We start from the raw sequence: 14398 nt of genomic DNA on the forward strand, positions 1-14398 counted from the left end.
GAAATGGAGACGAAATCTGAAAACGCTTGCTTCGGCGGTGTTCAAGGCGTGTATTCGCACAAGTCGCAGGTCTGCGGCGGGGCCGAGATGACCTTCGCCGTCTTCCTGCCAGCCGAGGCGCGCGACGGGCCGGTGCCGGTCCTGTGGTTCCTGTCAGGGCTGACCTGCACCCACGAGAACGCGATGACCAAGGCCGGCGCGCAGGCTTGGGCGGCGGATCAGGGGATCGCCCTCGTCTTTCCCGACACGTCGCCGCGCGGCGAGGGCGTGGCGGATCATGCCGATTTCGACATGGGGCAGGGGGCGGGCTTCTACGTCAATGCCACGCAGAGCCCCTGGTCCCCGCATTTCCGGATGTGGGACTACATCGCCGAGGAACTGCCGGCGCTGGTCTTCGACAAGTTCGCCCTCGATGCCGGCAGGCAGGCGATCAGCGGTCACTCGATGGGCGGTCATGGCGCCTTGACGCTGGCGATGGGCCTGCCGGGCCGCTTCCGCTCCGTCAGCGCCTTCTCGCCGATCTGCAACCCCATGCAAAGCGACTGGGGCCGCAAGCAGTTCACCGGCTATCTCGGCTCTGATGAAACTGCGTGGGAGGCGCATGATGCGAGCCTCCTGATGGCCCGGACCGGCTTCGACGGACCCGTGCTCACCGATACCGGAACGCAGGACCAGTTCTATGAGCTGCTGCGCCCCGAGGCGCTCGCCAGCGCCGTGGCCACACGGCGGCAGGAAGCGACGCTGCGCCTGCAGCCCGGCTACGATCACAGCTACTTCTTCGTCGCGACCTTCATGCCCGAACATATCGAGTTCCACGCGGAGGCACTCTACGCGTGATCTACGTCGATGCGGATGCCTGTCCGGTCAAGGCGGAGGCCGAGGCGGTGGCCACGAGGCTCGGAACGCAGCTCAAGCTGGTGTGCAATGGCGGGCTGCGGCCATCGGCCAACCCGCTGGTCGAGGTGGTTTTCGTCCCGGACGGGCCGGACATCGCCGACATGTGGATCGCCGAGCGCGCGGGACGCGGTGACGTGGTCGTCACGGCCGATATTCCGCTTGCCGCCCGTTGCGTCGCCGCCGGGGCGCGGGTCCTCAAGCATGATGGCAGCACCTTGACCGAGGGCAATATCGGCCAGATCCTCGCCACGAGGGACCTCATGGCCGATCTACGCGCCGCCGATCCGTTCCGCCAAGGCGGTGGCCGAGCCTTTGGCAAGGCGGACCGGGCGCGCTTCTCCTCGGCGCTCGACACCGCGGTGCGCGCGGCGCTGCGCGAGGCACCGGCCGAACGCCCCCCGGAGGGCTGACCGGCGCGGATGCCGCCGGCAGGGCTCGGCCAAGCATTCGCTTTGCGTGATCATTATCTTGTGTAAAGAGGTTTCGCTCAGAGTCTCAGGTGCAATATCGGGCACAACCGCATCCACTACGAACGAGAGGAGACGCAATGGCCGTCGACGCAGTGATCTTCGATATCGGCAACGTGCTGATCGAATGGCAACCCGAGCGCTACTATGACGGTACGATCGGCCCGGAGCGGCGCGCCGCCCTGTTCGAGGCGATCGACCTGCATGCCATGAACGACCGCATCGACGCGGGCGGCGATTTTCAGCAGACCGTTTACGATACCGCCGATGCCAATCCTCAATGGCGTGCCGAGATCCGCGACTGGCATGATCGCTGGATCGAGATGGCCCGCCCGGCCATTCCGCACAGCATCGAGCTTCTGAAGGCGCTGCGCTCCAAGGGTGTGCCGGTCTTCGCGCTGAGCAATTTCGGCATCGGGAGCTTTGCCTTCGCCGAGACGCAATATCCCTTCCTCAAGGAATTCGACCGGCGCTACATCTCCGGCCACATGGGCGTGATCAAGCCCGAGGCGGCGATCTTCGAGCAGGTCGAGGCCGATTGCGGCCTGCGTCCCGATACGCTGCTCTTTACCGATGACCGCGAGGACAACGTCGCGGCAGCCCGTGCCCGCGGCTGGCAGACGCATCTGTTCCGGGGCGCGGAGGGCTTCGCCGACAGGCTGGTCGAGGAGGGGCTCCTGAGCGCGCGCGAAGCTGTCCTGCCAAGAGGGCCCGCGGCGGCGGATCTCGCCGTGCCGGCGGCCTGACCCCGAGGGAGCACGGCCCCGGCCGCCGGCCGTCCGGGAATGCCCGGCAGCCGGCGGGCGGGGTTCAGCCGGCCATGCGCACCGCGACGGCGCGATAGGCTGGGCGCTGGCGCAGCCTCGACATATAGGCCGCGATCACGTCGTCGCCTGGCGCGAAACCCGCGGCATGGGCCCAGTTGCCGCAATGCACGGCGATGATGTCGGGAACCGTGAGCGTGTCCCCGGCGAGGAAGGCGCGCCCGTCCGACAGGATCCGCGACAGCCGTTCGAGGCCCCGGTCATATTCCCATCTCAAGCTGTCCTTGATCGCGGGAAGGCGACGCTCTTCGGGGAGGACGAAGCTGTGACGCGCGGCGGTCCACAGGCAGGCATCGAGTTCGTCGAGCAGGAAATGCGTGATCGCGTCCTGTCTGGCGCGCGCGGTGCTGCCGGGGGGGCAGCTGAAACGTCCCTCGCGATCTGACAGCCATGTGAGGATGGCGGTGCTGTCGGTCAGCGGCGTGCCCTCCTCGGTCAGGAGGACCGGGATCTTGCCCGACGGGTTCACCGCGTGCACCGCCTCGCTGCGGGGGGGCAGATCGCGATGCGTATAGGGCAAGCCAAGCTCCTCGAGCAGCCAGGCGGGACGGAAGCTCCGGCTTTTCAGTGTTCCGATCAATTCAAGCATCAGCGTCGTCCCATCATGGAAAGGCGGATCAGGACGCGCTCCATTAGCGCCATTTGCGGCGCGCGGGCAGAGGAGCGCAGGGCGAGGTCGGTTTCGGTCAGCAGGCGCAGCGCTTGCTCGAGACGCGGCCGGCCCCAGTCCTGGGCTTGGCGCAGCACGGCGTCGCGGCGCGGCCCGTAGACCGGCGGGCGGAGCTTGCCGATACCGGAGCCAGGCCCGCCTGAATCGGAGGCGACGACGTGCAGGGTCCGGAAATGACGCATCGCCCCGATGCACAGGCCGACCGGCTGCACCCCCTGCGCCTGCAACCGCCGCAGCAGCGGGCCCACCTCCGCCGTGCGCCCGCCCGCGATCACCGCGAGCATGTCGTCGAGCCCCGCATCATGCGAGACCGGGGCGCAGGCAGCAATGTCGTCCGGACCGAGCGGCGCGCTGTCGTTCAGCTTGTAGAGGGCGAGCTTCTCGACCGTCTGGCGAAAGTCCCCCGGATCGAGCACCTGCGCGAGGGCGTTCAGATCGCCCATCGCTGCCCCTTCGGCGGCAAGTCCCGCCTCCTTGAGGATCGCCTCGATCTCCGCCCGTCCGGGCGGGTCGTCGTAGATGCCGATGGCCACGGCCGTGCGATGCTGCTCGAAGCCCTTGCGCAACGCGCTCGCCGCCTTCAGCGCGCCGGCGGTCACCAGCAGGTGTGCGTCTCCCTCGGACCAATCGGCAAGCGCGCCGAGTATGGCGGGAGCATGCTGGTTTCCCGCATCCTCGAGCAGCACCGCGCGCGGACCGGGAAAGAAACCGCTGGCCTTCATCTCGTCGCTCAGCGCGGCCTTGTCGCGTCGCAGCTCCCCGGCCGGAAGGCGCGTCAGGCGCATCTCCTCATCGCCCTGCGGACCCACGAGCGCCTTTGCCAGCGACTGGCGCTTGAGGCTGACGCGCATCGCGTCGCTGCCATAGAGCAGCGTGCCGGGCCGTCCCGGAGGCGGCTTGGCCAGGTAGGCCGCCGCATCGCGCGCCGACAGTTTCATGCCCGCCCCGTCATCGCTGCCAATCGGGCGCGGTGGCCAACAGATGCGAGACGAGATCGTCGGCGAGGATCACCATGAGGCGCCGGCGCGCGTCCTGCTCCGCGGTGAGCACGGAGACGGTATTGCCCGCGATCGAGCCGCGATCCGCGCTGAAGACCGGGGCGGAATAGGCGGTGGCGCGGTGCAGCGTCCCGCTCGCGGCGGATGCCCCGTCCGCGATCCGGGTCAGGCTCCAGATCATCGTTCCGCGAAGCTGGTAGCGGGTCGTTTCCTGATCGGGCGTGACGGCGAGGGCGGCCTGTTCGGTCAGCACGCTCGCCGAGAGGCCGAAGGCCGGGTTTTCGGGCCGGCCGAGGCGCTCCTCGATCCGGCGCACCAGGGTGTAGCCTTGCGCATCCGCCGGCGGATCGGTGCGGATCAGGCCGCGCAGCCCCTCCGCCTGCCCGCCGGGCCCGTAGACCGGCGAGAAGCCGCAGCCCGCCAGCATCGCGAAGCCCGCGAGACCGGTCAGCAGTTTGCGGCGATCAGATGACGACATTCACGATCCGTCCGGGCACGACGATGAGCTTGCGCGGCGCGGCGCCATCGAGCGCCTTCTGCACAGCATGCCGTTCGAGGACCAGTTTTTCAATCGCGTCCTTGCCCAGATCCTTGGCCACGGTGATCTCGTCGCGGCGCTTGCCGTTGATCTGGATCGGCAGAACCACCTCGTCATCGATCAGCATGGCGGGGTCGGCCACCGGCCAGGGGGCGTTCACGACGAGGCCCTCGCCGCCGAGCCGGGCCCAGATCTCCTCGGACAGGTGCGGCGTCATCGGGGCCATCAGCTGCGCGAGGATCCGCGCCGCCTCGCATTTCGCCGCCCGCCCCGCGGGGGATTTCTGCAGCACGCTGGTGAAGGCGTAGAGGCGGGCGACGGCCGCGTTGAAGCCGAAGCTCTCGATGCCCATGGTCACGTCGTGGATGGTGCGATGGGCGGCGCGCCTGAGCGCGTCGTCGTCGCGGCCCTGCTCGGCCGCCCCGCTGGCCTCGTCGCAGATCCGCCAGACACGGGCGAGGTGCTTGGATGCGGCCTCGGCGCCGGAGGCCGTCCATTCCACGTCGCGCTCGGGCGGACTGTCCGAAAGCACGAACCAGCGCGCGGTATCGGCGCCGTAGCGGTCGATGATCTCGACGGGATCGACCACGTTGCGCTTGGATTTCGACATCTTGGCCGAGGGGATGACCTCCACCGCGCGGCCATCGGCGAGCTTGCCGTCCGTGACCTCGTGCGGGAAGTGATAGACCGGGCGATTCGTCTCGTCGCGCGTCTGGTAGATCTCGTGCGTGACCATGCCTTGCGTGAAAAGCGCGTCGAAGGGCTCGGTTGCCCGCGCCGGCAGGTGCCCCGTCGCATGCATGGCGCGGGCGAAGAAGCGCGAGTAGAGCAGGTGCAGGATCGCGTGCTCGACCCCGCCGATATACTGGTCGACATTCATCCAGTAGGCCGCCTCCTCGGGATCGGTCGGCGTTTCGGCCCCCGGCGAGGTGAAGCGCGCGTAATACCACGAGCTGTCGACGAAGGTGTCCATCGTGTCGGTCTCGCGCTTGGCCGGGGCCCCGCAGGAGGGGCAGGGCACGTCGCGCCAGGTGGGATGGCGGTCTAGCGGGTTGCCGGGCTGATCGAAGCTGACATCTTTCGGCAGCTCGACCGGCAGGTTCTCCTTCTTCTCGGGCACCACGCCGCAGGTCTCGCAATGGATCACGGGGATCGGGCAACCCCAGTAGCGCTGCCGCGACAGGCCCCAGTCGCGCAGTCGGAACTTGGTGACGCCATGCCCGACCCCGTTGGCCTCGCAAAAGGCGATCGCGGCGTCGATGGCGGCGTTGGCCGTCTGAACCTCCTCCCCGGCAAAGCCGCGGACGTAGCGGACGGGCGTGTCCTTGGGCGCGACAAGGGCGGTCTGCTGGACGTATTCGTCCGGATCGCCCGGCAGCTCGCCCTCCGGAACGAAGGTCGCATAGATCGGCAGGCCGTATTTGACGGCGAAATCGTGATCGCGCTCGTCATGGGCGGGGCAGCCGAAAACCGCGCCGGTGCCGTAATCCATCAAGATGAAATTGGCGACATGGACCGGAAGCTCCCATGCCGTGTCGAAGGGGTGGCGGACCCGCAGGCCGGTGTCGAAGCCCTTTTTCTCGGCCTTCTCCATGTCCTCCTCGGCGGTGCCCATGCGGCGGCATTCGGCGTTGAAGGCGGCAAGCTCCTCGTTGTCCTTCTCGAGCTGCCGGGCCAGCGGATGATCGGGGGAGATGCCCACGAAACTCGCGCCGCGCAGCGTGTCGGGGCGGGTGGTGTAGACCTCGATCCGGTCATGCCCCTGCGGCCCGTCGACGAGGCTGAAGGCGAATTGCAGGCCGCGCGAGCGTCCGATCCAGTTGGCCTGCATCGTCTTGACCTTGTCGGGCCAGTTCTCGAGCGTGTCCAGCGCATCGAGCAGCGCATCGGAATAGTCGGAGATCTTGAAGAACCACTGTGTCAGCTCGCGCCGTTCCACGAGCGCGCCGGAGCGCCAGCCGCGCCCGTCCTCGACCTGCTCGTTGGCCAGGACCGTCATGTCGACCGGGTCCCAGTTCACGACCGCGTTCTTGCGGTAGACGAGCCCCTGCTCCAGGAAGTCGATGAACATCGCCTGCTGCTTGCCGTAATAGTCCGGATCGCAGGTGGCGAATTCACGGCTCCAGTCGAGCGAAAGCCCGAGGCGCGAGAATTGCGATTTCATGTTGGCGATGTTGGCATAGGTCCATTCGCCCGGATGCACGCGCCGTTCCTGCGCGGCGTTCTCGGCCGGCAGGCCGAAGGCGTCCCATCCCATCGGGTGCAGCACCGCGTGACCGGTGGAAATCTTGTAGCGCGCCACCACGTCGCCCATCGTGTAGTTGCGCACATGGCCGATATGCAGGTTGCCAGACGGGTAGGGGAACATCTCCAGGACGTAGTATTTGGGCTTGTCCGGATCGCGCCTGGCCTCGAACGTGCCGGCATCGGTCCAGGCATCCTGCCATTTCGGTTCGATCTCGGCGGCATCGTAGCTGGACATCGTCGGCCCCTCGTCTTTGCGGAAAACTTGTTGCGGCTGTTGCGGCTGTGGCTTGATAAGTGGCCAGGCTCGCACGGTCCAGTGGCCATCGGTGAATTCGGCCCCGTGCAAACCCGTCTGGCCCCCGCCGTCCCGCGGCGTGGAGCCGCATGGGCAACCCCGCGCCGGGCGCGGCACCAGCGGCCGCGCGCCTTCAGCCCGCACCGGCCGCCCGCGCGAAAGGAGACGACGACGCGTCATGAATGTCCTGTTCCTGCACCAGAACTTCCCGGGGCAGTTCGCCCATCTCGCCCCCGCCATGGCCGCGCGCGGCGATAGGGTCCATGCGCTGACCTCGCGGGTGCGCGCCCCGACGCGGTGGCAGGGGGTGGAGGTGCTGCCCTACGCGCATCCTGATCCGGGGCCCCAGAGCCTGCATCCCTGGATGCAGACGCTCAATGCCGCGGTGCATCGCGGCACCTCGGTGCTGCGCGCGGCCGAGGCGCTCAAGGCGCGCGGGATGATGCCCGACCTCATCGTGGCGCATCCGGGCTGGGGCGAGGCGCTGTTCCTGCGCGATCTGTGGCCGCGGGCGCGCATCGCGCTTTTCTGCGAGTTCCACTACCGCGCCGAAGGAGCCGATGTCGGCTTCGATCCCGAATTCTCGGGGCGGCGCGAATTCGGCGCGGCCCACCGGATGACGTTCAAGAACATGGCGATGAACATGCAGCTCGAGCAGGCCGATGGCGGCATCTCGCCCACCCATTGGCAGGCCGGGACCTTCCCGCCAGAGCTGCAGCGCAAGATCGAGGTCATCCATGACGGCATCGACACCGGCGCGTTGCGGCCCGATCCCGCCGCGCGGCTGCAGATCGAGGGCCTCGGTTCATGGAGCCGGGACGATGAGCTCATCACCTTCGTCAACCGCAATCTCGAACCCTATCGCGGCTTCCACGTCTTCATGCGCGCCCTGCCGGAGCTGCTGCGCCGGCGGCCTGGCGCGCAGGTCCTGATCGTGGGGGAGGACGGGGTGAGCTACGGTCGCGCGCCCGAGGGCGGCGGGACGTGGCGGGCGGCATTGACGGCGCAGATCGCGGACCGGATGCGCCCCGAGGACTGGGGCCGGGTGCATTTCGCAGGTCGCCTCTCGCGCGCCGATTTCACGTCGATGCTCCAGGTCTCGCGGGTGCATGTCTACCTGACCTATCCGTTCGTGCTCAGCTGGAGCCTGCTCGAGGCGATGAGCGTCGGCTGTGCGGTGGTCGCCTCGGGCACGCCGCCGGTCGCCGAGGCGATCGAGGAGGGACGCACGGGCCGGCTGTTCGATTTCTTCGATGGGGCGCGGATGACCGAGCTGATTTGCGAGCTCGGCGAGGACGCGGCGCAGCGCGCCCGGCTCGGCGCCGCCGCCCGCGCCGACACCATTGCGCGCTACGATCTCGAGGCGATCTGCCTGCCCGCGCAGCTCTCCTACCTGGACGGGCTCATGACGCCCCGGGGCTGAGCGCCGCGCCCGGCCGGGCGCGGGCCGGGGTGCGGTGGGGCCTGGCCGGTCGACGGTGGCGAGCGCGGGCGTCCAGAGGCGGGTGTCTAGAGGCGGGCGTCGCGCAGGCGCAGCTGGCGGGCGCGGGTGAGAATCGCATCCTCGATGGCGCGCACCGTGTCGGCGCTGGCCGGACCGCTTGCGGTCAGCAGGGCGACGTTGAGCGAGCGCGCGTCGAGCGCGGGATCCTGGACATAGACGGTCGCGCGGTAAGCCTGCCGCCCGCCCGGAGGGGTCCCGTAGCCGGTCGTGAACACGCCCGAGAAGGGGTCGGCGGCAGTGATGGGCAGGAAGTCGAGCACGTCCTGCGCCGCGACCCAGATATATTTGTTCACCTCGATCCGGGTATCGGGGTTGTCGTTGTTGCCGAACAGGTCCCAGACCGTCTGCCGGCGATCGGCACCGCGCGGGGTGCTCTCGAGCTGGCGCCGTTGCGTCTCGCTCAAGTTGATATCGGCCGGATCGTCGCGGAAGTTCAGGCCCGCACAGGCCGTCAGGGCCACCGCGCCGCCCGCAAGCAATAGTCCCGCCCTGATCCGCGCCGCGCCGTTCATACCCATCGCCCAATGCCCCCGTGATTTGCGCCCAAGTGGTATCCCAAGCACCCAGACCCGGCAAGCGGGCAGTTCCCCCGGCCATACAGGGGGGGGGCAAAAGCTCACTGTGACATGGCTGCACCAGCTTATGTGGCAAAATCATGGGCGTTCTTGGCCAAGCTTGAATTGAAACGGCAAAAGGCGCACTCCCCGATTGTGCCTGGGGGGAACGTTGCCTCTTGGGGCCGGCTTTAAAAATCATGAGGGAAAACATGAAAAAGGTTCTCTTCGCAACCACGGCGCTCGTTGCTTCCACCAGCTTCGCGATGGCTGACGTCGACCTGTCGGGTTCGGCTGAAATGGGTATCGTCGGTGGTGACGGCTTCGAAGATCAGTTCCACACCGATATCGACGTCACGTTCTCGATGTCCGGCACGACCGACACCGGCCTGACCTTCGGCGCGTCGATCGATCTGGACGAGTCGGATGCCGACCGCACGATCGCCGGTGTTCCGATCAACAACCAGAACGGCACCACCGAAGACATCGAAGTCGGCGGCTCGCCCGCGTTCGACAACACCACCCAGGGCGGTGAGACCATCTTCGTCTCCGGCGCCTTCGGCACCCTGACCATGGGCGACACCGACGGTGCGTTCGACTGGGCCCTCGCCGAAGCCATCATCGGCTCCGCGATCAACGACGACCACGAGCATGCCGGCTACAACGGCAACGCCGGCCTCGACGGCACCTTCGACGGCCAGATCGCTCGTTACGACTACTCCTTCGGCGACTTCGCCTTTGCCGCTTCGGCCGAGATGAACGACGAGAACGACAACGACGACGACGATGTCTTCGGCCTCGGCGCCAAGTATTCCGGCGAGTTCGGCACGATGAACCTGGGCTTCGGCCTCGGCTACCAGACGCGCGACGAAGCCGACATCGTCGGTGTCAGCGTCACCGCCGGCATGGATAACGGCATCAAGGCGATCCTGAACTACTCCGATCTCGATGGCGTCAACGGCAACGACCACCACACCGGTCTCGCCGTCGGCTACAGCGCCGGTGCGATCACCGTTGCTGCCAACTACGGCATCTTCGAGCGCGTCGACGGTTCCGAGAACGAGGGCTTCGGCCTGATCGGCAACTACGACCTCGGCGGCGGCGCCCAGCTGCAGGCCGGCTACGGCAACAGCGACCGTGACGGCGTCGACACCGACCGTTACTCGCTCGGCGTGGCGATGTCCTTCTGATCCATTACCGGATCGATCTGGGAAGAGCGGGCCTTGTGCCCGCTCTTTTCGTTTGGCACCCATGCAACCGGGATGCCACCGCATCGAAAGGATCGGATCATGTCGCTTGCCGATGTCACCGCGCGCCTGCGCGCCGCCGAGCGTGCCGCCGGGCGCCCCGAGCACAGCGTGACCCTGATCGCGGTCAGCAAGGTGCAGCCGGATGCGCGCATCGACGCGGTCCTGGGGCAGGGGCACCGGGTTTTCGGCGAGAACCGGGTGCAGGAGGCCGGGCGCCACTGGCAGGCGCGCGCCGCAGAGCTGCGTGATCTCGAGCTGCACCTGCTCGGACCCCTCCAGAGCAACAAGGCCAGGCAGGCTTTCGAACTCTTCGATGCGATGCACACGCTTGACCGTCCGAAACTGGCCGATGCCCTGGCCAGGCTGGCGCAGGAGCACGGACGCTGCCCCGATCTCTTCGTTCAGGTCAATACCGGCAAGGAGCCGCAGAAGGCCGGCATCATGCCCGGGGAGGCCGATGCCTTCGTCGCGCGATGCCGGCAGCTCGACCTTCCGGTGATCGGCCTGATGTGCATCCCGCCGATCGACGCGCCCGCCGACGAACATTTCCGAATGCTGGCCGCGATCGCCGAGCGCAATGACCTGTCGGGGCTATCGATGGGCATGAGCGGTGATTTCGAGGCGGCCGTGGCGGCGGGAGCGACCCATGTGCGGGTCGGCTCGGCGATCTTCGGCGAGCGCGAGCCCGGCTAGCCGCGCACCCGCAGGAGGGTGCCCGGAGGACAGAGCGGCACCATCCGCCTCAGCATGGCGGGCGCCACCGCGATGCAGCCCTCGGTGGGATAACCCGGCCGGCGCCAGGCATGGACGAAAATGGCCGAGCCCGCGCCCGGAATGGCTGGGTCCATGTTCCAGTCGACGACCATCACGATGTCATAGAGCCCGTCGGCCCGGCGCAGCCGTTCGTGCGAGGGGGCGTAGGGCGCGGTGACCATGCTGTTATAGGCGGGATCGCCGGGCGCGTCCGACCACAGGTCCCGCGGTCCGATGGCGCGCGCCCAGGGGGCGGGGGCGGCCATCCGGTCCGCCCTGTAGAGCAGGCCCGCGATCCGGTGCGATCCGGCCGGCGTGGCGCCGTCGCCCTCGGCCTTGTTCGAGGCCGCGACCACGCCGCCGCGTCCGATGCTGCACGGAACGCGCCGTCCGAGCACCCGCAGCCCCGAGGCGTCGAGTTCGAGAACCGGGCGGATCACGACAGATGCCCCGACTTGGCCGCCTTGGTATCGAGATAGCCGGCATTGAGCGGATTGCGCCCGACCCAGAGCGGCACACGCTCGATCACATCGAGCCCGCAGGCCGAGAGCATGTCGACCTTGGCGGGATTGTTGGTCAGCAGGCGCACCTGCGAGAAGCCCATCGCCCCCAGGATCGCCGCGCCGATGCGGAAATCGCGCTCGTCATCCTCGAAGCCGAGCCGGTGATTGGCCTCGACCGTGTCGAAGCCCTGATCCTGAAGCGCATAGGCGCGCATCTTGTTGGCAAGGCCGATGCCGCGCCCCTCCTGGTTGAGATAGAGCAGCACGCCCGATCCGCGCTCCTCCATCTGCGCAAGAGCGCCGGCGAGCTGCGGGCCGCAATCGCATTTCAGGGAGCCCAGGATGTCGCCGGTGAAACAGGCCGAATGCAGCCGGGCAAGGACCGGCGCATCGCGCTGCGGCGTTCCGATCTCGACGGCGTAATGCTCGTCGCCGCCATCCTCCGGCCGGAAGATGCGCAGGCGTCCGGCACGCGCCGCCGCCATCGGCAGGCGCGCCGAGACGACCTCGTGAAGCGGGCTTGCGGCATCCGGATCGAAGAGCCCGCCTTCGCGGCCGAGCTCGAGCCGGGTCAGGCCCTCCGGCGCCGTATCGACGGGGCGCAGCACCGCCGCGGGAAGCAGCCTCGCCGATTTGGCAAGGGCGATGGCGTCGCGGGCGAGGGTCGCGTCGCCGCCGCGCAGGGCCTTGAATGGGCCCTTGAGGGGATGCACCAGATCACCCGCGGGATCGACGATCGCGTTCAGCCATCCCGGCGTCGCGTCGAGCGGCAGGGCAAGCCGCGCCAGATCGCCGTCATAGGCGGCGACCTTCAACGTCTGCGCCCGCCGATGCGTGATCGCGAGGGCGGCATCGCCCCCGGAGACGAAGGCCGCGAGCCGCTCGGGCCCGATCACCTCGGCGCCGGCGGCCAGCATCAGCCGGCCCCCCCGGCTCAGCACGATCGGCAGCCCCATCCGCAGATCGGAGCGCGCACGCGCCATGATCTCGACGGGTGCTGGGGCGAAGGGATGGCGCTGGCTCATGCCCACCAGATAATGCGGGGGCGGCGGAATGTGAAACAAATCCGGCCATCGCCACACGAGCGCGTGACTTTCCGTTGCAAAACTTGCCAGCCGCGCCCCCGGCTCTCAAGTCTATCCGGAAACCGGAGAAGTGGTAGGCCAGATGAGCAACGTGAAGAAGATTCTCCTCGTCGACGACGATGACGACCTGCGCGAGGCGCTGAGCGAGCAGCTCGTGATGACCGAGGATTTCGATGTCTTCGAGGCGGAGACCGGCGTCGATGCGATGGAACGGGTCAAGGGGGCGCTCTTCGATCTCGTCATCCTCGATGTGGGACTTCCCGACACGGATGGGCGCGAGCTGTGCCGCCTGATGCGGCGGCAGGGCGTGAAATGCCCGGTGCTGATGCTGACCGGGCATGACAGCGATTCGGACACGATCCTCGGCCTCGACGCCGGTGCGAACGACTATATCACCAAGCCGTTCAAGTTCCCCGTCCTGCTGGCGCGTATCCGTGCCCAGCTGCGCCAGCACGAGCAGTCCGAGGACGCGATCTTCCAGCTTGGCCCCTATACGTTCAAGCCCGCTCAGAAGATGCTGATGACCGAGGATGACCGCAAGATCAGGCTGACGGAGAAGGAGACGAACATCCTCAAGTTCCTCTACCGCGCTCCCGAGGGCGTGGTGGCGCGCGACGTGCTGCTGCACGAGGTCTGGGGCTACAATGCCGGGGTCACGACCCACACGCTCGAGACGCATATCTACCGTCTGCGACAAAAGATTGAACCAGATCCCTCCAACGCGCGTTTGCTTCTGACTGAAAGCGGCGGCTACCGGCTCGTCGCCTGATGTGAAGAGAACCCCCGCATGCGTCCGGTCATAGGCGCATATGTTCCCTGTTGGACTGACCCGGCCCCTGCGCCGGGTCTTTTTTTGCCGTTCGGGACCTGCGGCGCGGACCGCGGGGCGCCGGCTTGCGCCTTGCACCCCATGAGGGGCATAGAAGGCCCGCGGCCCCCACCCTCGGGACCGCAGCATTCGGGTCCGGCCCGAACCCTTCTTGATACGGGAGCCCGCAATGCCTTTCACCATCGCGACCTGGAACATCAACTCGGTGCGCCTGCGCGCGCCCCTCGTCGAACGGCTCCTGCGCGAGGAGGTGCCCGACATCCTGTGCCTGCAGGAATGCAAATCGCCCGTCGAGAAGATCCCGCGTGATGCCTTCGCGGCCCTGGGCTACACGCATATGATCGCGCGCGGACAGAAGGGCTATAACGGCGTCGCCATCCTGTCGAAGCTGCCGATCGAGGAGGCGGGGGCCGAGGATCATGCGGGTCTTGGCCATGCGCGCCACGTTGCGGGCCGCCTCGAGAACGGGGTTACGGTGCACAATTTCTATGTCCCCGCGGGGGGCGACGTGCCGGACCGCGCGGTGAACGAGAAGTTCGGACAGAAGCTCGATTACCTGACGGACATGCGCGATGCCTTCCGCTGCATGCCGCCCGAGAAGGCGATCCTCGTCGGCGATCTGAACATCGCTCCGGGCGAGGAGGATGTCTGGTCGCACAAGCAGCTTCTCAAGATCGTCAGCCATACCCCCGTGGAAGTGGCGCATCTGGAGGAGATGCGCGAGGCAGGCTCCTGGGTCGACATCACACGGCAGGACATTCCCGACGGCAAGCTCTACTCGTGGTGGTCCTACAGGGCGAGAGATTGGGACGCGGCCGACAAGGGCCGCCGGCTCGATCACCTCTGGGCGACGCCTGACATCTCGGGCGCGGCGCATTCGAGCCGGATCCTGCGCCATGTCAGGGGGTGGGAGAAACCCTCCGATCATGCGCCGGTCCTGGCCAGTTTCGATCTCTGAGCGGGCGGGGCGGACCTTGCAACCAC

The 14398-nt window shown here is 67.7% G+C and carries 15 protein-coding genes; 8 read left to right on the forward strand and 7 right to left on the reverse strand.

Going from position 1 to position 14398, the window contains the following annotated elements:
- The first annotated feature begins 3 nt into the window (after positions 1–3).
- The 3 genes from fghA to PMES_RS06215 all read left to right on the forward strand — a co-directional run bounded on the left by fghA (position 4) and on the right by PMES_RS06215 (position 2110).
- Positions 4–837: an S-formylglutathione hydrolase gene (gene fghA / locus PMES_RS06205; protein ID WP_159964645.1), complete on the forward strand. Its 834-nt coding sequence runs from the start codon at positions 4–6 to the stop codon at positions 835–837.
- A complete protein-coding gene (locus tag PMES_RS06210) occupies positions 834–1307 on the forward strand; it encodes a YaiI/YqxD family protein (RefSeq protein ID WP_159964646.1) in 474 nt (157 codons plus the stop codon). Before fghA ends, PMES_RS06210 begins: the two co-directional genes overlap by 4 nt.
- Positions 1308–1444: 137 nt before the next feature.
- Entirely contained in the window at positions 1445–2110 is a 666-nt protein-coding gene (locus PMES_RS06215; RefSeq protein WP_159964647.1) for an HAD family hydrolase, read from the forward strand.
- Positions 2111–2174: 64 nt separating this feature from the next.
- Here the strand turns inward: PMES_RS06215 and PMES_RS06220 are convergent, their stop codons facing one another.
- From PMES_RS06220 to leuS, 4 genes are read right to left on the reverse strand one after another with little or no spacing between them, the layout of a single operon-like run.
- Entirely contained in the window at positions 2175–2777 is a 603-nt protein-coding gene (locus PMES_RS06220) for a glutathione S-transferase family protein (protein ID WP_159964648.1), read from the reverse strand.
- Positions 2777–3796, reverse strand: a complete 1020-nt coding sequence (gene holA, locus PMES_RS06225) for a DNA polymerase III subunit delta (RefSeq protein ID WP_159964649.1) — start codon at positions 3794–3796, stop codon at positions 2777–2779. The genes PMES_RS06220 and holA overlap by 1 nt, the downstream gene beginning before the upstream one ends.
- A 10-nt stretch (positions 3797–3806) precedes the next feature.
- Positions 3807–4334 (reverse strand): LPS assembly lipoprotein LptE, encoded by a 528-nt coding sequence (gene lptE, locus PMES_RS06230; RefSeq protein WP_159964650.1) that lies wholly within the window; start codon positions 4332–4334, stop codon positions 3807–3809.
- Entirely contained in the window at positions 4321–6876 is a 2556-nt protein-coding gene (gene leuS, locus PMES_RS06235; RefSeq protein WP_159964651.1) for a leucine--tRNA ligase, read from the reverse strand. The genes lptE and leuS overlap by 14 nt, the downstream gene beginning before the upstream one ends.
- A gap of 238 nt (positions 6877–7114) precedes the next feature.
- On the opposite strand from leuS, the gene PMES_RS06240 reads away from it, so the two are divergent.
- On the forward strand, positions 7115–8359 hold the full coding sequence (locus PMES_RS06240) for a glycosyltransferase (protein ID WP_159964652.1): 1245 nt from the start codon (positions 7115–7117) through the stop codon (positions 8357–8359).
- A gap of 86 nt (positions 8360–8445) precedes the next feature.
- Here PMES_RS06240 and PMES_RS06245 read toward each other — a convergent pair whose 3' ends face one another.
- Positions 8446–8958, reverse strand: a complete 513-nt coding sequence (locus tag PMES_RS06245; protein WP_236549714.1) for a DUF3576 domain-containing protein — start codon at positions 8956–8958, stop codon at positions 8446–8448.
- 248 nt (positions 8959–9206) lie between these two features.
- Here PMES_RS06245 and PMES_RS06250 point away from each other — a divergent pair, with 248 nt between their 5' ends.
- Together PMES_RS06250 and PMES_RS06255 are read left to right on the forward strand one after the other, a co-directional pair.
- Positions 9207–10184: a porin gene (locus PMES_RS06250; RefSeq protein ID WP_159964653.1), complete on the forward strand. Its 978-nt coding sequence runs from the start codon at positions 9207–9209 to the stop codon at positions 10182–10184.
- A gap of 99 nt (positions 10185–10283) precedes the next feature.
- Positions 10284–10937 (forward strand): YggS family pyridoxal phosphate-dependent enzyme, encoded by a 654-nt coding sequence (locus PMES_RS06255; RefSeq protein ID WP_159964654.1) that lies wholly within the window; start codon positions 10284–10286, stop codon positions 10935–10937.
- On the opposite strand, the gene PMES_RS06260 is transcribed toward PMES_RS06255, so the two are convergent.
- On the reverse strand, positions 10934–11437 hold the full coding sequence (locus tag PMES_RS06260) for a L,D-transpeptidase family protein (protein ID WP_236549715.1): 504 nt from the start codon (positions 11435–11437) through the stop codon (positions 10934–10936). The genes PMES_RS06255 and PMES_RS06260 overlap by 4 nt on opposite strands.
- Positions 11434–12525: a GTP cyclohydrolase II gene (gene ribA, locus PMES_RS06265; RefSeq protein ID WP_159964655.1), complete on the reverse strand. Its 1092-nt coding sequence runs from the start codon at positions 12523–12525 to the stop codon at positions 11434–11436. The genes PMES_RS06260 and ribA overlap by 4 nt, the downstream gene beginning before the upstream one ends.
- 142 nt (positions 12526–12667) lie before the next feature.
- Between ribA and PMES_RS06270 the strand changes: the two genes are divergently transcribed.
- Together PMES_RS06270 and PMES_RS06275 are read left to right on the forward strand one after the other, a co-directional pair.
- Positions 12668–13354 carry a response regulator transcription factor gene (locus PMES_RS06270; RefSeq protein WP_159964656.1) on the forward strand — a complete coding sequence of 229 codons (687 nt, stop codon included), beginning with the start codon at positions 12668–12670 and terminating at the stop codon, positions 13352–13354.
- A 229-nt stretch (positions 13355–13583) separates the two neighbouring features.
- Positions 13584–14372 (forward strand): exodeoxyribonuclease III, encoded by a 789-nt coding sequence (locus tag PMES_RS06275; protein ID WP_159964657.1) that lies wholly within the window; start codon positions 13584–13586, stop codon positions 14370–14372.
- The last annotated feature ends 26 nt before the right edge of the window (positions 14373–14398 follow it).

Source organism: Profundibacterium mesophilum KAUST100406-0324, assembly GCF_009835145.1.
GTDB classification, from domain to species: Bacteria; Pseudomonadota; Alphaproteobacteria; order Rhodobacterales; family Rhodobacteraceae; genus Profundibacterium; species Profundibacterium mesophilum.